The sequence below is a fragment of the Streptomyces sp. AM6-12 genome (genome assembly GCF_044327085.1).
Classification (GTDB): domain Bacteria; phylum Actinomycetota; class Actinomycetes; order Streptomycetales; family Streptomycetaceae; genus Streptomyces.
In genome coordinates, this window is record NZ_JBIQWN010000001.1 from 5086876 (window position 1) to 5106648 (window position 19773).

Here is a 19773-nt window from a genome sequence, read left to right on the forward strand (position 1 = left end):
CTCCAACGTCATAGCGTTGAGGCATGACGGTGATGCAGACCACGCCTGCGACGCTTGAGGACTCCCACCCCGCCGACATCTGCTCCGCCCGGCCCCCGAGCCACCCGCGCCCGGACGGCCAGGACCGCTACACGATCAGCGAGGTCGTCGCCTGCACCGGCCTGACCGCGCACACGCTGCGCTGGTACGAACGGATCGGCCTGATGCCGCACGTCGACCGCTCGCACACCGGTCAGCGCCGCTACACCAACCGCGACCTGGACTGGCTGGACCTGGTGACCAAGCTGCGGCTGACCGGCATGCCGGTGGCGGACATGGTGAGGTACGCGGAGCTGGTGCGCGAGGGGGCCGGGACCTACCGGGAGCGGCAGGAACTGCTGGAGCAGACCCGCCGGGACGTGCTCGGCCGGATCGCGGAGCTGCGGGACACGCTCGCCGTGCTCGACCGCAAGATCGACTTTTACGCCAACGAGGGGAACAAACGATGACCGACACCAGGATTCCCACCGCCCGCCTGGGAGCACAGGGACCCGAGGTCGGTGTGCAGGGACTCGGCTGCATGGGCATGAGCTTCGCCTACGGCCCCACCGACGCCGACCAGGCGCGCGCCGCCCTGGACCGCGCCCTGGAGCTGGGCGTGACCCTCTACGACACCGCCGACGCGTACGGCGCCGGCGAGAACGAGCGGTTCCTCGCCCCGTTCTTCCGGGCCCACCGCGACCAGGTGGTGATCGCCACCAAGTTCGCCCTGTCCATCCCGGAGGACGACCCGACCAAGCGGATCATCCGCAACGACCCCCCGTACATCCGCGCGGCCGTCGAGGCCAGCCTCCAGCGGCTCGGCGTGGACGTGATCGACCTCTACTACATGCACCGCCGCGATGTGAACGTGCCCATCGAGGAGAGCGTCGGCACGATGGCGGAGCTGGTGCGCGAGGGCAAGGTCAAGCACCTGGGCCTCAGCGAGGTCACCGCCGAGGAGCTGCGCGCCGCGCACGCCGTGCACCCGATCGCGGCCGTGCAGTCGGAGTGGTCCCTGTTCAGCCGGGACATCGAGGCGCACGTCGTGCCCGCCGCGCGGGAGCTGGGCGTCGCCCTGGTGCCGTACTCGCCGCTCGGCCGGGGCTTCCTCACGGGCGCGTTCGCCGACGCGGCCAAGGACCTGACGGCCGACGACTTCCGCCGTCAGCAGCCCCGCTTCACCGGTGACAACGCCGCCGCCAACGCGGCCCTCCTGGAGCCGCTGCGCGCCATCGCCGCCGCCCATGACGCCACCCCGGCGCAGATCGCCCTGGCCTGGGTGCAGCAGCGTGCCGCGGTCGACTCCCTCCCGGTGATCCCCATTCCGGGCACCCGCAAGGCGAGCCGGGTGGAGGAGAACGTGGCCGCGACCCGCATCACCCTGACCGAGGACGAACTCGACCGGCTGGAGCCGATCGCGGGCAAGGTGGCGGGCGACCGGTACGCCGACATGACGTTCACATCGGCGGGCAGGGAGGCATAGGACGGCCCCGGAGGGGGGCGCGGAAAACCGCCCGGTCAACCGCACCGGACCCGCGCCCCGACGACGTCGCCGGAACCCCGCCGGACCCGGCGAACGCCTCAGAGCTCGGCCAGCAACTCGGCCTTCTTTCCGGCGAATTCCTCGTCGGTCACCAGCCCGGCCTGGTGCAGCTCCCCGAGATGCCTGATCCGCTCGGCGATGTCCGCGGGGTCGCGGCGGCACTGCGACACCGCGGGCACCGGCCGGCGCGCGCGTACGGCCGCGAGCACCGCCGCGGCGAACGGCAGCGACTCGTGCACCGGGCCGTAGCCCAGCCCGAACACCACCGCCGCCGGGTCCTGGTCGGGTTCCGGCACCGGCTCCGTGCCCGCGGCGCGCAGCCGCAGGAACCCCTCCAGGGCCTCCGGCGAGCGCCACTCCACCCCGCTGAGGTCGGCGACCGCGTAACTCTGGTCGCCGGCCTTCCACTTGGCCGTGGACGCGCCCGTCCAGGACCAGCGGAACTGCACGGACGTCCCGTCGAACGTCGCCTTGCCGTCGTACGCCTTGAACTGGAGCGGTGCCGCGGGCGCGGCCACCAGATACCGGTCGGCCGGCCCCGACTCCGTCAGCCGCGCCGCCAGTTCCCCGGCGCAGGACGCCGCCTGGGTCTCCCGCTCGGCCGGCACGACCAGCCGGTACGGGTCGGAACCTTCCTTCAGCTGCCCGTCCGCCGCGTCCATGAGTGGATCCGCGCCCGCTCGGGGCACCAGCCGCAGGACGAGGGTGCCGCGCTTGCCCGGCGCGAGCGTGACCTCTTCCAGCGCGGACAGCGGAATCCGCCGCTCTCCGAGCGCCTGGAACAGCTTCGGTGCTCGAATCCCCCGTTCGTAGCGGATGAGCACGGAGTCGGACTCGAACTCCCAGACGGCATGAAAACCCGCCAGTACGTCACCCATGCGGCTCATCGTATGCGGCCCGTCCTCCTCCGTCGCCACCTTCGCGGACCGCACTTCCTGCTGTTTCTACGCGCGTTGGGCCGTCGTAGCGGCGGGCAGACCGGAGCGGCACCCGTCACTTCCGTCGGCGCACGTCACCGCGGAGTACGCGCCGGTGCCGATGTCGGCGAGGTTGCGCAGGCTGTCCGTGCCCGGTGTGAAGTACCCGGCGTGGCCCTGCGCGTCCCGCGCGGACAGCACCCGTGCGCCGAAGCCGGCGGCGACCGGATCGGCGCCGTGCCCGAGCCCGCCCAGCTCCAGGTACGGCACGTCCTGGATCCAGTCGGTGGTGTCCCGCATGGCCCACACCCGCGCGGTGGTGCCCAGGTCGGCGGCCTTGGAGGTGCGCATGCCGGGGCTGGCGGCCACCGCTATGTCGGCGACCCGTGCGGGCATGTCGTGCGCGGCGACCCCGCACAGCACGGAGCCGTAGCTGTGGCAGAACAGCGACACCGGGGACCGGCCGGGCAGGGCCCGCAGCAGTGCGTTCAGCCGCAGGGAGCCCTCCGCCGCGCGCGCCCCGGTGGCCGCGTCCACGCCGAGGCCGTCGGGCGAGGTGTAGTCGGCCCAGGCGATCACGGCCGTACGCGTCTTCGGGGCCGCGGTGCGCTCCGCCGCGTACAGCGCCTTGGCCATGCCGACCGGGGCGGTGTAGGGGCGGTTGGTCTTCTGGAAGGTGAGCAGATCGGTGTCGACGCCGGGGACGACGACCGAGATCCGCTGCGCCGTGGTCAGGTTCCCGAACACCTCGGCGATGCGGCCGGTGCCCGCCGGGTCGAAGGACAGGATCTGGCGGCCGGGGGTCAGCAGCGACTCGTAGCGGTGCATACGGCGGCCCGCGTCCTGCTGGCCGGCCGTGCTGAGCCGGTTGTCGTGCATCCGTTCGCGCTCGACGTCGCGCTGCTGCTCCAGTGCGATGTGGTTCGCCTGGTAGCGCAGGGCGACCGGCGCGCCGTTCATGTTGCCCACCGCGAGCGGGTAGCGGTGGGCGAGGCGGGCGCGGTCCTGTGCGGAGAGCGAGACGAAGAAGCGGGTGAGTCGCGCGGGGCCGGCCTCGGGGTCCGGCAGCCGCTGTCCGCGCAGGGTGCCGTGCGTCCATTCGTCGAGCGACGCCTGGAGCGCGCCCGACTCGCGGTGGGTGTGCAGGGCGGTCCAGCCGGTGGTGGCGAGCATCACGAACACGACGGCCAGCGCCAGCATCGCGCGCCAGACGTTGAGTTGCGGGGAGGAGGGGTCGAAGGAAGTCACTGGGAGGACACACTAGGAGAACGAGACGGTCTCGCGGTAACCCAGTGACCGGGATCACGTTTCGGCGGAGATCGAACACGCGGAGAACGATCTTTTCGGCCTGTCCCGGTCGATCTGCCGAACACCCCATCCGCGGTCCCCCCGCAGGCACTTCGGTCGATCTTCCGACGTGGAGCCAACGGCCTCAGCTGGTGCGCCAGTTCCCCTGGAGGGCCGAACTCACCTGATCGAGGTAGGCGGCGGTAAGTGATCTGACGGCCTCCAGGCTGAAGTCCCGGCCCAGGCACCACTGCCGTTCCGTGACCCGAATCACCCCGCCGAACACCGCCACCGCGAGCCGCGGCCGGGGGTCCGTGTCCACGTCCACACCCTCCCGTTCGGCCAGCAGCCGGGCGAGCGACTCCTCGACGGCGGTCGAGCGGCGCAGATGGGCGGCGAGCAGCGCGGGCGTCGACTCGATCGTCCGGTACATGCGCAGATACAGCTCCATCGGCACGGTGGACTCGACGGTCTCCCGGATCGGCTCCCAGTCCTGGAGGACGGCCTGCCGCAGCGCCTCCATCGGCGCCTCGTGCGGCGGCCGGGCGCGCAGGGCGGACAGGAAGAGGGCCTCCGTCATCTCCTGCACGGCGAAGGCCGCGTCCTCCTTGCCCGCGAAATAGCGGAAGAAAGTGCGCTGCGAGACCTCGCAGGCCGCGGCGATCTCGTCCACCGTCGTGCGCTCGTACCCCTGGGTGGTGAACAGTTCGAGAGCGGCCCGCAGCAGCGACTCCCGAGTACGCCGCTTCTTGCGTTCGCGCAGCGTCTCCATGGCCTCTCCACGGCCCCTTTCCGGACGTCCGGCCTGATCGGAGCGGATCGGCCGTGGACCGACAGTCTGCCCTGTCAGTCACCGACTTATGAAATTGTTTGTCAACTGTCAGTGGCTGTCACTAGTCTCGAACGCATGACTGGTCAGACCACCATCGACGCGACGGGGCCGGGCGACGGAGCCCCGTCGGCCCCGGCGGAGCGGGCCGCGCCCACCGGGATGCGCGGCCACCCGTGGCTCACCCTGATCACCGTGGCCGTAGGGGTCATGATGGTGGCCCTGGACGGCACCATCGTGGCCATCGCCAACCCGGCCATCCGCGACCACCTGCACGCGACCTTCGCCGACGTGCAGTGGATCACCAACGCCTACTTCCTCGCCCTCGCGGTCACCCTGATCACCGCGGGCAAGCTCGGTGACCGCTTCGGGCACCGGCAGACCTTCCTCATCGGCGTGACCGGCTTCGCCGCCGCCTCCGGCGCGATCGGGCTGTCCCACAGCATCGCCGCGGTCATCACCTTCCGCGTCTTCCAGGGCCTGTTCGGCGCGCTGCTGATGCCGGCCGCGCTCGGCCTGCTGCGGGCCACGTTTCCGGCCGAGAAGCTCAACATGGCCATCGGCATCTGGGGCATGGTGATCGGCGCGTCCACCGCGGGCGGCCCGATCCTCGGCGGCGTGCTCGTGCAGCACGTCAACTGGCAGTCGGTGTTCTTCATCAATGTGCCGGTCGGCGCGATCGCCCTGGTGCTCGGCCTGCTGATCCTGCTCGACCACCGCGCGCACAACGCCCCGCGCTCCTTCGACGTGCTCGGCATCGCCCTGCTGTCCGGCGCGATGTTCTGCCTCGTCTGGGCCCTCATCAAGGCGCCGGGCTGGGGCTGGGGCGACGGCAGGACCTGGGGATTCATCGCCGCCTCGGTCCTCCTCTTCGCGTTCTTCGCATTCTGGGAGACCAGGGTCGCCGAACCGCTCATCCCGCTCGGCCTGTTCCGCTCCGTGCCGCTGTCGGCCGGTGTGGTCCTGATGGTCCTGATGGCCATCGCCTTCATGGGCGGCCTGTTCTTCGTGACCTTCTACCTCCAGAACGTGCACGGGATGTCCCCGGTCGACGCGGGCCTGCACCTGCTGCCGCTCACCGGCATGATGATCGTCGCCTCGCCGCTCGCCGGCGCCGCAATCACCAAGCTCGGCCCGCGCATCCCGCTGGCTGGCGGCATGGCCGCGACCGCGATCGCCATGTACGGCATGTCCACGCTCAAGGCCGGTACCGGCAGCGGCGTGATGTCGATCTGGTTCGCCCTCCTCGGCCTCGGCCTCGCGCCGGTCATGGTCGGCGCGACCGAGGTCATCGTGGGCAACGCGCCCATGGAGCTGTCCGGTGTCGCCGGTGGTCTCCAGCAGGCCGCCATGCAGATCGGCGGCAGCCTCGGTACGGCGGTGCTCGGCGCGGTGATGGCGTCCAAGGTCGACAGCGCGCTGCCGGGCAACTGGTCCCACGCGGGGCTGCCGCCGCTGACGCCGGCGCAGCTGGACCAGGCGTCGGAGGCGGTGCAGGCCGGTGTGGCGCCGGTGCAGAAGGGAATACCGGCGCCGGTCGCCGCCAAGATCACTTCCGTGGCGCACGACACGTTCATCTCCGGGATGAGCCTCGCGTGCCTGGTGGCCGCGGGCGTCGCCGTGGTCGCGGTCCTGGTCGCCCTGCTCACCAAGCGCGGCGACAACGCGGAGGCGGGGGCGGGCGTGGGTCATATCTGACCCGCGGTCGCCCGGCCGGGTGATGTGAGGGGCGTTCGCTGGCGTGGCGCGGCCGGGGCGGGACAGAGTTTCCACCGGCAGCCGGGTTTGCAGACGCGCACGGCAGGAGGGGGGCGGTGCGCGTCTGCGAACCGCCGAGGGGGCCGCCGGTGGGGTGCGGGTTTGTGTGCCGGCTGCGGGTGCGCCGTGGCCGGTCGCGCAGTTCCCCGCGCCCTTCAGGGCGCTTTGGCTGCGGGCAGTCGTGCCGCTGGGGCGATGGGGGTCCCCCCGCGCGAGCGGCTGGGGGTCCCCCCGGGGGAGGCACCCGGCAAGCGCCGGTACGCGATCCGACGCCCGGGCCGCCGCAGCCCACCCGCGCCCCCTACGGCAGCGTCACGCGTCGCCCCCGGCCACACCAGGATGCGCCGCGGCAACGTCCAGCACCTGATACCGGTCGATCGCCTGCTTCAGCACCGAGCGATCCACCCGCCCGGCCCGCGCCAGCTCCGTGAGCACCGCCACCACGATCGACTGCGCGTCGATGTGGAAGAAGCGCCGCGCCGCCCCCCGCGTGTCCGCGAAGCCGAACCCGTCGGCGCCGAGCGACTGGTAGGGACCGGGCACCCAGCGCGCGATCTGGTCCGGCACCGACCGCATCCAGTCCGACACGGCCACGAACGGCCCATCCGAGCCGCTGAGCTTGCGCGTCACGTACGGCACCAGCTGCTCCTCCTCCGGGTGCAGCAGGTTGTGCTGCTCGCAGGCCACCGCCTCCCGCCGCAGCTCGTTCCAGGACGTCGCGGACCACACCGAGGCCCGTACGTTCCAGTCCTCCGCGAGGATCCGCTGCGCCTCGAGCGCCCACGGCACCGCGACACCGGAAGCCATGATCTGCGCCGGAACCGCCCCGCCGGGGCCGTCGGACAGCTTGTGGATGCCCTTGACGATGCCCTCGACATCCACTCCGGCCGGCTCCGCGGGGTGCTGGATGGGCTCGTTGTAGACGGTGAGGTAGTAGAAGACGTCCTCGCCGTGCGGGTGCTCCGCCGAGCTGCCGTACATCCGCCGCAGCCCGTCCTGGACGATGTGCGCGATCTCGTAGGCGTACGCCGGGTCGTACGCGACGCACGCCGGGTTCGTGGAGGCCAGCAACTGCGAGTGCCCGTCGGCGTGTTGCAGACCCTCGCCGGTGAGCGTCGTACGACCCGCCGTCGCGCCCAGGACGAACCCGCGCGCGAGCTGGTCGGCCATCTGCCAGAACTGGTCACCGGTGCGCTGGAACCCGAACATCGAGTAGAAGACGTACACCGGGATGAGCGGTTCGCCGTGCGTCGCGTACGCGGACCCCGCCGCGATCAACGAGGCCGTGCACCCCGCCTCGGAGATGCCGTCGTGCAGCATCTGGCCCGTCGGCGACTCCTTGTAGGCGAGGAGCAGTTCCCGGTCCACCGACTCGTACTGCTGCCCCAGCGGGTTGTAGATCTTCGCGCTCGGGAAGAAGGAGTCCATGCCGAACGTGCGGTACTCGTCCGGCGCGATCAGTACGAAGCGCCGCCCGATCTCCTTGTCCCGCATGAGGTCCTTGAGCAGCCGCACAAAGGCCATCGTGGTCGCGATGGACTGCTGACCGGTGCCCTTCTTCACGGTCGCGTACGCCTTGTCGTCCGGCAGCGCGAGCGCCTTGGAGCGCACGACGCGCGTGGGGACGTATCCGCCGAGGCCCTTGCGGCGGTCGTGCATGTACTGGATCTCCTCCGAGTTCCGCCCCGGGTGGTAGTAAGGCGGCAGACCGGACTCCAGCTCCCGGTCGGAGATCGGCAGGTGCAGCCGGTCCCGGAAGCGCTTCAGGTCGTCGACCGTCAGCTTCTTCATCTGGTGCGTGGCGTTGCGGCCCTCGAAGTTCGGGCCCAGCGTCCAGCCCTTGATCGTCTTGGCCAGGATGACCGTCGGCTGGCCCTTGTGCTCCTTGGCCGCCTTGAACGCCGCGAAGATCTTGCGGTGGTCGTGTCCGCCGCGCCCCAGGTGCAGGATCTGGTCGTCGGTCAGGTTCTCGACCATCGCGCGCAGCCGGTGGTCGTCGCCGAAGAAGTGCTGCCGGATGTACGCGCCGGACTCGGTGGCGTACGTCTGGAACTGCCCGTCCGGGGTCATGTTCATTTTGTTGACCAGGACGCCGTCCCGGTCCTGCGCCAGCAGCGGGTCCCAGGAGCGGTCCCAGATCAGCTTGATCACATTCCACCCGGCGCCCCGGAAGACCGACTCCAGCTCCTGGATGACCTTCCCGTTGCCGCGCACCGGGCCGTCCAGGCGCTGGAGGTTGCAGTTGACCACGAAGGTCAGGTTGTCCAGGCCCTCGCGGGCCGCGAGGGTGAGCTGGCCGAGCGACTCCGGCTCGTCCATCTCGCCGTCGCCCAGGAACGCCCACACATGCGACTTGGAGGTGTCCGCGATGCCGCGCGCCTCCATGTAGCGGTTCATCCGCGCCTGGTAGATCGCGCCCAGCGGGCCGAGGCCCATGGAGACCGTCGGGAACTCCCAGAAGTCCGGCATGGAGCGCGGGTGCGGGTAGCTGGACAGTCCGTTCGGGTACGCCGACTTCTCCTGGCGGAAGCCGTCCAGCTGGTTCTCGGTGAGCCGGTCCAGCAGGTAGGCGCGGGCGTAGATGCCGGGGGAGGCGTGGCCCTGGAAGAAGACCTGGTCGCCGCCGTCGCCCTCGTCCTTGCCGCGGAAGAAGTGGTTGAAGCCGACGTCGTAGAGGGACGCCGAGGAGGCGAAGGTGGCGATGTGGCCGCCCACGCCGATACCGGGCCGCTGGGCGCGCGAGACCATCACGGCCGCGTTCCAGCGGGTCGCGTTCAGGATCCTGCGCTCGATCTCCTCGTTGCCCGGGAAGAACGGCTCGCTCTTGGTCGGGATCGTGTTGACGTAGTCCGTGCTGCGCATCTCGGGCACGGCCACGCGCTTCTCACGGGCCCGCTCGATCAGCCGCAGCATGAGATAGCGGGCCCGCTCCCGGCCGCGCTCGTCCACGACGGCGTCGAGGGAGTCGAGCCACTCCTGGGTCTCTTCGGGATCGAAGTCAGGAACCTGACTCGGAAGGCCGCCAATGATGATCGGGGTGCGATCGGATCCGGAAGCCACGCTGTTCCTTACCTGTCGGAGGGGCGGTTGTCGCTGCTCGTGCCCTACTGCTCGTCGGCACTGCCGCTCATGCCTACTGCCAGTGCCCGCGCCGTTCCCCATCGTGTACCGCGGGAGGGCGTCCGTCATCTCCACCGTCGCCACCCCGCGTACCGCCGGAGCACACCGCCGGTCAAAACGCAACGATACGCCCGAGGTGTGACGCGCTTGGCAAAGTTGTTCGATGGTTCCGGCGGCGGGGGATTCCGCTGAGGGCAAACCGGGCACATGCGGGTGATGTGGGTGGCGCGGAATCGAGATACGGTGCCAGGAGTTGCCACGACACGGCCGGTATCGTCACCGTTTCGGCGGTCAGGACGGCCGGGTACTTGCGCTATCCGCCCCGCCCGTGTGGACTACGGCCAATGCTTCGCGCACGCGCGTGGCTGAGATATTCACCAGACATGATCAGGAGGCAACCCGTGAGCGCGACCGCGGACCACGCGGAGGAGCGGACGAACCCTGCCGCCAGGCTGGGGTTCCAGCCCGGACAGGTGGTCCAGGAGATCGGCTACGACGAGGACGTCGACCAGGAACTCCGCCAGGCCATCGAGGACGCCATCGAGGGCGACCTGATGGACGAGGAATACGACGACGTGGCCGACGCCGTCGTGCTCTGGTTCCGTGACGACGACGGCGACCTGACAGATGCGCTGGTGGATGCCACCACGTACATCGAAGAGGGCGGCGCGATCCTGCTCCTCACGCCGAAGACCGGCCGTTCGGGATACGTCGAGCCGAGCGACATCTCGGAAGCCGCGACGACGGCCGGCCTGACCGCCGCCAAGAGCGTCAGCGTCGGCAAGGACTGGAGCGGCAGCCGGCTGGCCACGCCGAAGGCGGCCAAGTCGAAGCGGTGACCGCGACCGGACGGGCCGGATCTCGCCCCGGCCCGTCCGGAACCCAGGTGATCGCTGCGTAGGGTGGACCCGAGCGTTTGCTGTGCTCTCACCCGAACAGCCCACCGAAGGGAAGCACGACATGGCGATCCAGGTCGGCGACAAGGCACCCGACTTCGAGCTCAAGGACAACCACGGCCGCACCGTGCGGCTCGCCGATTTCCGCGGCGAGAAGAACGCGGTCCTGCTCTTCTACCCCTTCGCCTTCACCGGCGTGTGCACCGGCGAGCTGTGCGAGCTGCGCGACAACCTGCCGAAGTTCGCCGACCGCGACACGCAGCTGCTCGCCGTCTCGAACGACTCCATCCACAGCCTGCGCGTCTTCGCCGAGCAGGAGGGCCTGGAATACCCGCTGCTCAGCGACTTCTGGCCGCATGGCAACGTCTCGCGCGAGTACGGCGTCTTCGACGAGGACAAGGGCTGCGCGGTGCGGGGCACCTTCATCATCGACAAGGAAGGCGTCGTGCGCTGGACCGTGGTGAACGGGCTGCCGGACGCGCGCGACCTGAACGAGTACGTGAAGGCGCTCGACACCCTCTAGTCGGCCGGTCGGCCGAACCTGGGAACCTTCGGGTCCAGGGTCTGCGGGGGGCGGGAACTCGTCACTAGGATCGGCTCGTTGATCCCATATCCGAAGCACGACGGGGCTCCCCGCCCCTCGACACCACATGGAGGACTCGTGGGAGTCAGCCTCAGCAAGGGCGGCAACGTCTCGCTGACCAAGGAGGCCCCGGGCCTGACCGCCGTCATCGTCGGACTCGGCTGGGACGTGCGCACCACGACCGGTACGGACTTCGACCTCGACGCGAGCGCGCTGCTGCTGAACACCTCCGGCAAGGTCATCAGCGACCAGCACTTCGTCTTCTTCAACAACCTCAAGAGCCCCGACGGCTCCGTGGAGCACACCGGCGACAACATCACCGGTGAGGGCGAGGGCGACGACGAGCAGATCAAGATCAACCTCGCCGCCGTCCCCGCCGACGTCGACAAGATCGTGTTCCCGGTGTCGATCTACGACGCCGAGAACCGCCAGCAGTCCTTCGGCCAGGTGCGCAACGCGTTCATCCGTGTCGTCAACCAGGCCGGCGAGACCGAGATCGCCCGCTACGACCTCAGCGAGGACGCCTCCACCGAGACCGCCATGGTCTTCGGCGAGCTGTACCGCAACGGCGCGGAGTGGAAGTTCCGCGCCATCGGCCAGGGCTACGCGTCCGGGCTGCGCGGCATCGCCCAGGACTTCGGCGTCAACGTCTGACGTACGGCTGGCACACCGTCCGGCGCCGCGCCGTTTACGGCCGGCGCCGGACGCGCAGGAAACAGGAAGCACCGTCAGGGGAGGACCAGCAAACATGGGCGTGACGCTCGCCAAGGGGGGCAATGTCTCCCTCTCCAAGGCCGCACCGAACCTCACCAACGTCATGATCGGACTCGGCTGGGACGCGCGCTCCACCACCGGCGCCCCCTTCGACCTCGACGCCAGCGCGCTGCTGTGCGGCGCCAACAACAGGGTGATGGGCGACGAGTGGTTCGTCTTCTACAACCAGCTCAAGAGCCCGGACGGTTCCGTCGAGCACACCGGGGACAACCTCACGGGTGAGGGCGAGGGCGACGACGAGTCGATCCTGGTGGACCTCGCCAAGGTGCCCCCGCAGTGCGAGAAGATCATCTTCCCGGTCTCCATCCATATGGCCGATGAGCGCGGCCAGACCTTCGGACAGGTCTCCAACGCGTTCATCCGGGTGGTCAACCAGTCGGACGGTCAAGAACTCGCCCGGTACGACCTCAGCGAGGACGCCTCCACCGAAACCGCCATGATCTTCGGCGAGCTGTACCGCTACCAGGGCGAATGGAAGTTCCGGGCGGTCGGTCAGGGGTACGCGTCGGGGCTGCGCGGCATCGCTCTAGACTTTGGGGTCAACGTTTCGTAAAGCCGTGCTCGGCGCGGGGGAGACCCTCAGGGGAGGCGCCCCCACAACACGATGGGGTAACCAGTGCTACTGAAAACCTTCGGCTGGTCGTTCGCGGTCACCGCGATCGGCTTGGTGGCCGCCGTCTTCTACGGGGGGTGGGAGGCCTTCGGGGTGGTGGCGATCCTCGCCGTCCTGGAGATCTCGCTGTCCTTCGACAACGCGGTGGTCAACGCCGGAATCCTGAAGAAGATGAGCGCCTTCTGGCAGAAGATCTTCCTCACGGTCGGCGTCCTCATCGCCGTCTTCGGTATGCGGCTGGTCTTCCCCGTCGTCATCGTGGCCATCACCGCCAAGCTCAACCCGGTCGACGCGGTGCACCTCGCCTTCGCCGACAAGGACCGCTACCAGCAGCTGGTCACCGACGCCCACCCGGCGATCGCGGCCTTCGGCGGCATGTTCCTGCTGATGATCTTCCTGGACTTCATCTTCGAGGACCGGGACATCAAGTGGCTCCAGTGGATCGAGCGGCCGCTCGCCAAGCTCGGCAAGGTCGACATGCTGTCGGTCTGCATCGCCCTGATCGTCCTGCTGGTCACCTCCTTCACCTTCGCCACCCACGCCCACCAGCACGGCGGCGCGCACGTCGACAAGGCGCAGACGGTCCTGATCTCCGGCATCGCCGGCCTGATCACGTACATGATCGTCGGCGGTCTCTCCGGGTTCTTCGAGGACCGCCTCGAAGAAGAGGAGGAGCGCGAGCACGAGGCGGAGGAAGAGGCCGCCCGCTCGGGCAAGCAGAAATCGGCCGTGCTGCTGGCCGGCCAGGCCGCGTTCTTCATGTTCCTCTACCTGGAGGTCCTGGACGCGTCCTTCTCCTTCGACGGCGTGATCGGCGCCTTCGCCATCACCAACGACATCGTGATGATGGCCCTCGGCCTCGGCATCGGCGCGATGTACGTCCGTTCGCTCACCGTCTACCTGGTCCGCCAGGGCACCCTGGACGACTACGTCTACCTGGAGCACGGCGCCCACTACGCGATCGGCGCCCTGGCCATCATCCTCATGGTCACCATCCAGCACGAGATCAACGAGGTGATCACCGGCCTCGTCGGCGTCGTCCTGATCGCCCTGTCCTTCTGGTCCTCCGTACGGCGCAACCGGGCCCTCGCGGCGGCCGAAGGCGGCAGCGGGGAGAAGGCCGAGGTCCCCTCCGGGGTGTGACACCCTGATCCATGAGGAACGCTCTGTTCGGGGCGGCGGGCACGGCCGGCCGCCCCGGACGCATGAGGGACGACGACCTGGGGGCGGGACATGGGCTTCTTCGACGGACTGCTGGGCGCTCGCGCGGTCGACTTCGACTCCGGCAACGCGACCAACGCCATCGAGCTCACCAAGCGGCGGCAGTCGGCGTCCCTCACCAAACAGGGCGCGGCCACCGGCCATCTGCGCGTCAACCTCACCTGGCGGATGCGCACCTCCGACTTCGACGCCCAGCGCCCCAGCCTGCTGCGGCACCCCCTCAAGGCCCTGAAGCCGCCGGAGATCCAGGGCCACGGGCAGAGCATGGTCGACGTCGACCTCGACCTGGGCTGCCTGTACGAACTGACCGACGGCACCAAGGGCGTCGTACAGCCGCTCGGCGACTACCTGGGCGACATCAACGCGGCGCCGTACATCAAGATCAGCGGTGACGACCGGTTCGGCTCGGGCTCCGGCGAGACGATGTACATCAACCTCGACCACCGCGAGTCCATCAAACGGATCCTGGTCTTCGTCTACATCTACGACCAGACCCCTGCGTTCGACCGCACGCACGCCATCGTCACCCTCTACCCCAGCAGCGGCCCCCGTCTGGAGATCAGCCTGGACGAACGGCACCCCCAGGCCCGCTCCTGCGCCGTCCTGCTGATCGAGAACGTCAAGGGCGAGCTGATGGTCCGCCGCGAGGTCAAGTTCGTCTACGGCTTCCAGGCCGAACTGGACCGGCTGTACGGATGGGGGCTCCAGTGGGGCCGGGGTTACAAGACGAAGGTCTGAAATCCACGAGGTGCCGCCGCCCCCGGTTGCTACCGCCCGATGAACTGCGGGCCCTGCGGCGGCAGCCGGAAGTCCGGGTCCGGGGCGAACGGCGCGGGCGCGGGCCGCGGGTAGCCGTACGCCGGTGCCGGGGCCGGCGGGGGAAAGCCGTAGGCCGGCTGCGGTGGCACCGCCGACGTCGGCTGCTCCGGGGGCAGCGGCTGGGAGGCCGTGACGCCCTCGTCCGCCGCCGGCTGCTCCGGCTCCTCCGACTCGTCCACCGAGATGCCGAAATCCGTGGCGAGGCCCTTGAGGCCGTTGGAATAGCCCTCGCCCAGCGCCCGGAACTTCCAGCCCTCCCCGCGGCGGTACAGCTCGCCGCAGATCATCGCCGTCTCCGCACCGGTCTCCGGCTTGATCTCGAACACCGCCCACGGCTCACCGTCGGCGACGGCCGCGTCGTACAGCGTGATGCTCAGATTCGGCACCTGGTCGAAGGTGACCCCGTCCGCGGACGCCACCAGCAGGATCCGTCCGATCTCCGGCTCGACCCCCGCCAGCTCCGACTGGATCGTGTCGGTCAGCCCCTCGGCGACCCGCTTCTTGCCCAGCCGCCACACCTTCCCCGACGGATGCCGGGGCTGGTTGTAGAACACGAAGTCCTCGTCCGAGCGCACACGGCCGTCCGGGCCCAGCAGCAGCGCCGAGGCGTCCACGTCCGGGACCGACGTCCCCGGTGACCAGCGCAGCACGGCGCGCACCGTGGTGGCCTCCAGCGGGACGTTCGACCCTTTCAGCATCGCGTGCGTCATGCCCGTCATCCTGCCCTCTCGGCCCTGGCCACGACAATGCGGGGGGTGCCGGCGGCCGACACAGTGGAGTTACCGGAAATTCACGCCAGGAGGGAACCCCGGACAGGCCGCCCTACGTACTATTACCGGCCACCCTTTACCGAATCCTCAATCTCTGGCCCGCATCTCTTGGGGGAGTCCTATGCGTCATTTCGGGCACATCGCCCCCGAGGCCCGGCAGCGCCTCTTCCACCGGGAGCCGTGCGCGTTCACCGCCGGCTCCCCGGCCGGACTGCTCGCCGCCGCCCTCGGCGCCACGCTGTACAGCCCGGCCACCCGGCCGCGGCTCGCCGACGACGTCCTCAAGCAGGCGGGCAACGGCGTGGTCTCCATGGTGCTGTGCCTGGAGGATTCCATAGGCGACGCGGACGTCGTGGCCGGCGAGGAGAACCTGGTCCGGCAGTTCGCCGAGCTCGACTCCCGGCCGGGCGCGGAGCCCCCGCTGCTGTTCATCCGGGTGCGCACGCCCGAGCAGATCCCCGACCTGGTACGCCGCCTCGGCCCGTCCGTGCGGCTGCTGTCCGGATTCGTGCTGCCCAAGTTCACCGGGGAGCGCGGACTGCCCTTCCTGGAGGCCCTGACCGCCGCCGAGGCCGACGCCGGGCGCCGGCTGTTCGCCATGCCGGTCCTGGAGTCCCCGGAGCTGCTCTACCGCGAGTCGCGCGTGGAGACCCTGGAGGGCATCTTCCGCGCCGTCGACAAGTACCGCGACCGCGTCCTCGCGCTGCGCCTCGGCGTCACCGACTTCTGCTCCTCCTACGGCCTGCGCCGCGCCCCCGACATGACCGCGTACGACGTCCAGGTCGTCGCGTCCGTCATCGCCGACGTGGTGAACATGCTGGGCCGCGCCGACGGCAGCGGGTTCACGGTCACCGGGCCCGTGTGGGAGTACTTCCGCCTCTCCGAGCGCATGTTCAAGCCCCAGCTGCGGCAGAGCCCCTTCCTGGAGGTGCAGGCCGCCGGGCTGCGCGCGAAGCTGCTGGAGCACGCCATGGACGGGCTGCTGCGGGAGATCTCCCTGGACCAGGCCAACGGCCTGCTCGGCAAGACCTGCATCCACCCCTCCCACGTCCTGCCCGTGCACGCGCTCTCCGTGGTCAGCCACGAGGAATACAGCGACGCCCAGGACATCCTGCGGCCGGAACGCGGCGGCGGGGGCGTCCTCAGGTCCGCCTACACGAACAAGATGAACGAGGTGAAACCCCACCGCGCCTGGGCCGAGCGCATCCTGCTGCGCGCCGAGGTGTTCGGCGTCGCGCGTGAAGACGTCAACTTCGTGGAACTGCTCGCCGCCGGAATACCCGACTGACCACCTCTGTCCGAGGAAACACAGCAAGGAACGCATGAACAACGCAGTGAACGACGGGGTCTGGTCCGGCAGCTGGGTCGCCGAGCGACTCGGGGTCGGACTGGAGGGCACCGACGGCCGAAGCGGCGCGGACCTGCGGGCCATGCTGGGCCTCGCCCTGCGCCGCAACCCCAAGCGGGCCCATCTGCTGGTCTCCCACGTGCTCGGCAAGCACGTCCCGCAGACACCCTCGGTGGTGTACGGCCATGGGGTGCGGCTCGGCCGGCGGGTGCACGCGCTGCTGGGCCCGGCCGAGGCGGCCCGCGCGGTCGTCCTCGGGTACGCGGAGACCGCGACGGGACTCGGGCACGCGGTGGCCGACGGGCTCGGCACGGCGCCGTACCTGCACTCCACCCGGCGGCCGGTCGCCGGGGTGGCCCCCGCGGGCGGGTTCGAGGAGTCGCACTCCCACGCCACCTCGCATCTGCTGCTGCCGTCGGATCCGGGACTGCTGGCCGGGGACGGGCCGCTGGTGCTGGTGGACGACGAGTTCTCCACCGGGAACACGGTGCTGAACACGATCCGCGATCTGCACGCCCGGTACCCGCGGCGGCGGTACGTGGTGGTCGCGCTGGTGGACATGCGCTCGGCGCGGGACGTCCGGCGGCTGGAGGGGTTCGCGAAGGAGCTCGGGGCGCGGGTGGATCTCGTGTCCGCCGCGTCCGGGGTGGTGACGCTGCCCGAGGACGTGCTGGAGAAGGGGCAGGCGCTGGTCGCGCGGTACGAGAGCGGGAGCGGGCCGGACGCGCCCGCCCGCGCGGCGCGGCCGCGGCATGTCCCGCCCCGCGCCGCTGGGAGAGTGGACCTGCACTGGCCGGCCGGCCTTCCCGACGGGGGCCGGCACGGGTTCACCCCCGCCCACCGGGCCCGCCTCGAAGCCGCCCTCCCCGCGATGGCCGGCCGAATATCCGGCGCCCTCCCCGCCGGCGCCGGGAAGATCCTGGTCCTCGGCTTCGAGGAGCTGATGTACGCCCCTCTCCGGCTCGCCGGTGAGCTGGAGCGGGTGCTGGACGGCGAGGTGCGGTTCTCCACCACCACACGGTCGCCGGTGCTCGCGGTGGACGATCCGGGGTACGCGATCCGCAGCCGTATCGTCTTCCCGGCGCACGACGAGCCGGCCGACGGACCCGGAGAGCGCTACGCCTACAACGTCGCGGGCGGCGGTTTCGACGCCGTCGTCGCCGTGGTCGACTCGGCTGGCGACACCCCCGCGCTGCACGCCCCGGACGGCCTGCTCGCGCGGCTCGCCGAGCAGGTGCCGCACGTACTGCTCGCCGTCGTCCCCTCCTTCGTCCCCGAGCCCCCGCACGCTCCCGAAAGGCCGGCCATGCTGCCCGAGCCCCTCCGCGGCCCCGCGTTCTCCTCGTACCCGCCCGACGAGGTCGGCTGGCTGCTCCAGGACCTCTCCGACGTCACCCTGGAGGCGCCGACCGAGGAGCGCGAGGAGGCCGTCCAGCGCGGCGGGGCGCACTACGCCGAGTCGCTGCCCGTGGAGTACCAGCCCAGCGCGCGGTACCAGGAGCTGTTCCACACGGCCCTCGCCGCCTCGGCCGCCCGGATCGCCCGCGCCGTCGGCGTGGTCACCGACACGGTCCTCACCGAGCGGTCGCCGCGCCCCGTGCTGGTGTCGCTGGCCCGCGCCGGGACCCCGGTCGGCGTGCTGATGCGCCGCTGGGCACGGTTCCGGCACGGCCTCGAACTGCCGCACTACGCCGTGTCGATCGTGCGCGGCCGGGGCATCGACGCCAACGCGCTGCGCTGGCTCGCCGCCCATCACGACCCGCGCGACGTGGTGTTCGTGGACGGCTGGACCGGCAAGGGCGCCATCACCCGCGAACTCGCCAAGGCCGTCGAGGAGTTCGAGCGGAAGGAAGGCATCGGCGGGTTCGACCCGGAGATCGCCGTCCTCGCCGACCCCGGCTCCTGCGTGCGCACCTACGGCACCCGCGAGGACTTCCTCATCCCCTCCGCCTGCCTCAACTCGACCGTCTCCGGGCTGATCTCCCGCACGGTGCTGCGCGCCGACCTGGTCGGTCCCGACGACTTCCACGGCGCGAAGTTCTACCGCGAACTCGCCGGCGACGACGTCTCGGTGGCCTTCCTCGACGCCGTCGAGGCGCGCTTCGCCGAGGTCGCCGACAGCGTGGCGGAGGAGGTCAAGGAGCTGCTGGCCGAGGACCGCACCCCGACCTGGGCGGGCTGGCGGGCCGTCGAGCGGATCAGCGAGGAGTACGGCATCCACGACGTGAACCTCGTCAAGCCGGGCGTCGGCGAGACCACGCGGGTGCTGCTGCGCCGCGTGCCCTGGAGAATCCTCGCCCACAAGGACGCGGGCGCCGACCTGGACCACGTCCGGCTGCTCGCACAGCAGCGCGGGGTGCCGGTCGAGGAGGTGGACGGACTGCCGTACAGCTGCGTCGGGCTGATCCACCCCCGGTACACGCGCGGGGCGACCGGCGCCGACGGAAAGGCGGTGAACGTCTGATGCCGGTGCTGGTGGCGAGCGACCTCGACCGTACGCTGATCTACTCCTCGGCGGCCCTCGCGCTGACCATGCCGGACGCCCGCGCGCCCCGGCTGCTGTGCGTGGAGGTGCACGAGAGCAGACCGCTGTCGTACATGACCGAGACGGCGGCGCGGCTGCTGACCGACCTCGGGGACGCGGCCGTGTTCGTGCCGACCACGACCCGCACCCGCAAGCAGTACCAGCGCATCAACCTGCCGGGACCGCCGCCCGCGTTCGCGATCTGCGCCAACGGCGGCCAGCTGCTGGTCGACGGCGTCACCGACCACGACTGGCACGCACTGGTGCTGGCCCGGCTCGCCGACGAGTGCGCGCCGCTGGCCGAGGTCCAGGAGCAGCTGACGCGCACCGCCGACCCGGTGTGGCTGCGCAAGCAGCGGGTCGCCGAGGACCTGTTCGCCTACCTCGTGGTCGAGCGCGAGCTGCTGCCGGAAGGCTGGGTGAAGGAACTGGCGGCCTGGGCGGAGGGCCGCGGCTGGACGGTCTCGCTCCAGGGCCGCAAGCTCTACGCCGTCCCCAAGCCGCTCACCAAGAGCGCCGCCGTCCGGGAGGTGGCCCGCCGCACGGGCGCGGAGCTGATCCTGGCCGCCGGCGACTCCCTGCTCGACGCCGACCTGCTGCTGGCCGCGGACCGGGGCTGGCGCCCCGGCCACGGCGAACTGGCCGACACCGGCTGGCTGGCCCCGCGGATCAGCGCGCTGCCCGAGCACGGGGTCCTGGCGGGGGAGCGGATCCTACGGGAGTTCTTGCGGGGAGTCAGGCGGTAGCGCC

The 19773-nt window shown here is 70.6% G+C and carries 17 protein-coding genes; 12 read left to right on the top strand and 5 right to left on the bottom strand.

Going from position 1 to position 19773, the window contains the following annotated elements:
• The first annotated feature begins 23 nt into the window (after positions 1-23).
• Positions 24-488 (top strand): MerR family transcriptional regulator, encoded by a 465-nt coding sequence (locus ACE4Q9_RS23040; protein ID WP_397986124.1) that lies wholly within the window; start codon positions 24-26, stop codon positions 486-488.
• A complete protein-coding gene (locus ACE4Q9_RS23045) occupies positions 485-1504 on the top strand; it encodes an aldo/keto reductase (RefSeq protein ID WP_397986125.1) in 1020 nt (339 codons plus the stop codon). Before ACE4Q9_RS23040 ends, ACE4Q9_RS23045 begins: the two co-directional genes overlap by 4 nt.
• 98 nt (positions 1505-1602) lie before the next feature.
• Here the strand turns inward: ACE4Q9_RS23045 and ACE4Q9_RS23050 are convergent, their stop codons facing one another.
• From ACE4Q9_RS23050 to ACE4Q9_RS23060, 3 genes are all read right to left on the bottom strand, one after another.
• A complete protein-coding gene (locus tag ACE4Q9_RS23050; RefSeq protein WP_397986126.1) occupies positions 1603-2442 on the bottom strand; it encodes a DUF4429 domain-containing protein in 840 nt (279 codons plus the stop codon).
• A gap of 66 nt (positions 2443-2508) precedes the next feature.
• Positions 2509-3729, bottom strand: coding sequence for an alpha/beta hydrolase (locus tag ACE4Q9_RS23055; RefSeq protein WP_397986127.1), 1221 nt, complete (start codon positions 3727-3729; stop codon positions 2509-2511).
• A 184-nt stretch (positions 3730-3913) separates the two neighbouring features.
• Positions 3914-4540, bottom strand: a complete 627-nt coding sequence (locus ACE4Q9_RS23060; protein WP_397986128.1) for a TetR family transcriptional regulator — start codon at positions 4538-4540, stop codon at positions 3914-3916.
• 219 nt (positions 4541-4759) lie between these two features.
• On the opposite strand from ACE4Q9_RS23060, the gene ACE4Q9_RS23065 reads away from it, so the two are divergent.
• Positions 4760-6295 carry an MFS transporter gene (locus ACE4Q9_RS23065; protein WP_397987302.1) on the top strand — a complete coding sequence of 512 codons (1536 nt, stop codon included), beginning with the start codon at positions 4760-4762 and terminating at the stop codon, positions 6293-6295.
• Between the two features lie 372 nt (positions 6296-6667).
• Here the strand turns inward: ACE4Q9_RS23065 and aceE are convergent, their stop codons facing one another.
• On the bottom strand, positions 6668-9415 hold the full coding sequence (gene aceE / locus ACE4Q9_RS23070) for a pyruvate dehydrogenase (acetyl-transferring), homodimeric type (RefSeq protein WP_397986129.1): 2748 nt from the start codon (positions 9413-9415) through the stop codon (positions 6668-6670).
• A 461-nt stretch (positions 9416-9876) separates the two neighbouring features.
• Between aceE and ACE4Q9_RS23075 the strand changes: the two genes are divergently transcribed.
• From ACE4Q9_RS23075 to ACE4Q9_RS23100, 6 genes are all read left to right on the top strand, one after another.
• On the top strand, positions 9877-10314 hold the full coding sequence (locus ACE4Q9_RS23075; protein ID WP_397986130.1) for a DUF3052 domain-containing protein: 438 nt from the start codon (positions 9877-9879) through the stop codon (positions 10312-10314).
• 121 nt (positions 10315-10435) lie between these two features.
• Positions 10436-10894: a peroxiredoxin gene (locus ACE4Q9_RS23080; RefSeq protein WP_397986131.1), complete on the top strand. Its 459-nt coding sequence runs from the start codon at positions 10436-10438 to the stop codon at positions 10892-10894.
• Between the two features lie 138 nt (positions 10895-11032).
• The gene (locus ACE4Q9_RS23085) at positions 11033-11608 is read left to right on the top strand and encodes a calcium homeostasis/redox stress adaptation protein (protein WP_397986132.1); all 576 of its coding nucleotides are present in this window, start codon (positions 11033-11035) and stop codon (positions 11606-11608) included.
• Between the two features lie 94 nt (positions 11609-11702).
• Entirely contained in the window at positions 11703-12281 is a 579-nt protein-coding gene (locus ACE4Q9_RS23090; protein ID WP_397986133.1) for a TerD family protein, read from the top strand.
• A 63-nt stretch (positions 12282-12344) separates the two neighbouring features.
• On the top strand, positions 12345-13484 hold the full coding sequence (locus ACE4Q9_RS23095) for a DUF475 domain-containing protein (RefSeq protein WP_397986134.1): 1140 nt from the start codon (positions 12345-12347) through the stop codon (positions 13482-13484).
• A 90-nt stretch (positions 13485-13574) separates the two neighbouring features.
• Entirely contained in the window at positions 13575-14300 is a 726-nt protein-coding gene (locus ACE4Q9_RS23100; protein ID WP_397986135.1) for a Tellurium resistance, read from the top strand.
• A gap of 29 nt (positions 14301-14329) precedes the next feature.
• Here ACE4Q9_RS23100 and ACE4Q9_RS23105 read toward each other — a convergent pair whose 3' ends face one another.
• On the bottom strand, positions 14330-15091 hold the full coding sequence (locus tag ACE4Q9_RS23105) for a TerD family protein (RefSeq protein WP_397986136.1): 762 nt from the start codon (positions 15089-15091) through the stop codon (positions 14330-14332).
• A 181-nt stretch (positions 15092-15272) separates the two neighbouring features.
• Between ACE4Q9_RS23105 and ACE4Q9_RS23110 the strand changes: the two genes are divergently transcribed.
• Genes ACE4Q9_RS23110 through ACE4Q9_RS23120 form a run of 3 tightly spaced genes read left to right on the top strand, consistent with a single transcriptional unit; the run spans position 15273 to position 19769 of the window.
• Complete coding sequence (locus tag ACE4Q9_RS23110; RefSeq protein ID WP_397986137.1) at positions 15273-16439, top strand: HpcH/HpaI aldolase/citrate lyase family protein; 1167 nt, start codon at positions 15273-15275, stop codon at positions 16437-16439.
• Positions 16440-16473: 34 nt separating this feature from the next.
• The gene (locus ACE4Q9_RS23115) at positions 16474-18963 is read left to right on the top strand and encodes a phosphoribosyltransferase (RefSeq protein WP_397986138.1); all 2490 of its coding nucleotides are present in this window, start codon (positions 16474-16476) and stop codon (positions 18961-18963) included.
• A complete protein-coding gene (locus tag ACE4Q9_RS23120; protein WP_397986139.1) occupies positions 18963-19769 on the top strand; it encodes an HAD family hydrolase in 807 nt (268 codons plus the stop codon). The genes ACE4Q9_RS23115 and ACE4Q9_RS23120 overlap by 1 nt, the downstream gene beginning before the upstream one ends.
• The last annotated feature ends 4 nt before the right edge of the window (positions 19770-19773 follow it).

What these genes read in the sequence shown, in the direction of transcription:
- ACE4Q9_RS23105 (WP_397986136.1), bottom strand. Translation starts at nt 15,091, where the DNA reads ATGACGCACGCGATGCTGAAAGGGTCGAACGTCCCGCTGGAGGCCACC.
- ACE4Q9_RS23040 (WP_397986124.1), top strand. Translation starts at nt 24, where the DNA reads ATGACGGTGATGCAGACCACGCCTGCGACGCTTGAGGACTCCCACCCC.
- ACE4Q9_RS23090 (WP_397986133.1), top strand. Translation starts at nt 11,703, where the DNA reads ATGGGCGTGACGCTCGCCAAGGGGGGCAATGTCTCCCTCTCCAAGGCC.
- ACE4Q9_RS23100 (WP_397986135.1), top strand. Translation starts at nt 13,575, where the DNA reads ATGGGCTTCTTCGACGGACTGCTGGGCGCTCGCGCGGTCGACTTCGAC.
- ACE4Q9_RS23045 (WP_397986125.1), top strand. Translation starts at nt 485, where the DNA reads ATGACCGACACCAGGATTCCCACCGCCCGCCTGGGAGCACAGGGACCC.
- ACE4Q9_RS23115 (WP_397986138.1), top strand. Translation starts at nt 16,474, where the DNA reads ATGAACAACGCAGTGAACGACGGGGTCTGGTCCGGCAGCTGGGTCGCC.
- ACE4Q9_RS23065 (WP_397987302.1), top strand. Translation starts at nt 4,760, where the DNA reads ATGCGCGGCCACCCGTGGCTCACCCTGATCACCGTGGCCGTAGGGGTC.
- ACE4Q9_RS23060 (WP_397986128.1), bottom strand. Translation starts at nt 4,540, where the DNA reads ATGGAGACGCTGCGCGAACGCAAGAAGCGGCGTACTCGGGAGTCGCTG.
- ACE4Q9_RS23050 (WP_397986126.1), bottom strand. Translation starts at nt 2,442, where the DNA reads ATGGGTGACGTACTGGCGGGTTTTCATGCCGTCTGGGAGTTCGAGTCC.
- ACE4Q9_RS23080 (WP_397986131.1), top strand. Translation starts at nt 10,436, where the DNA reads ATGGCGATCCAGGTCGGCGACAAGGCACCCGACTTCGAGCTCAAGGAC.
- ACE4Q9_RS23120 (WP_397986139.1), top strand. Translation starts at nt 18,963, where the DNA reads ATGCCGGTGCTGGTGGCGAGCGACCTCGACCGTACGCTGATCTACTCC.
- ACE4Q9_RS23110 (WP_397986137.1), top strand. Translation starts at nt 15,273, where the DNA reads ATGCGTCATTTCGGGCACATCGCCCCCGAGGCCCGGCAGCGCCTCTTC.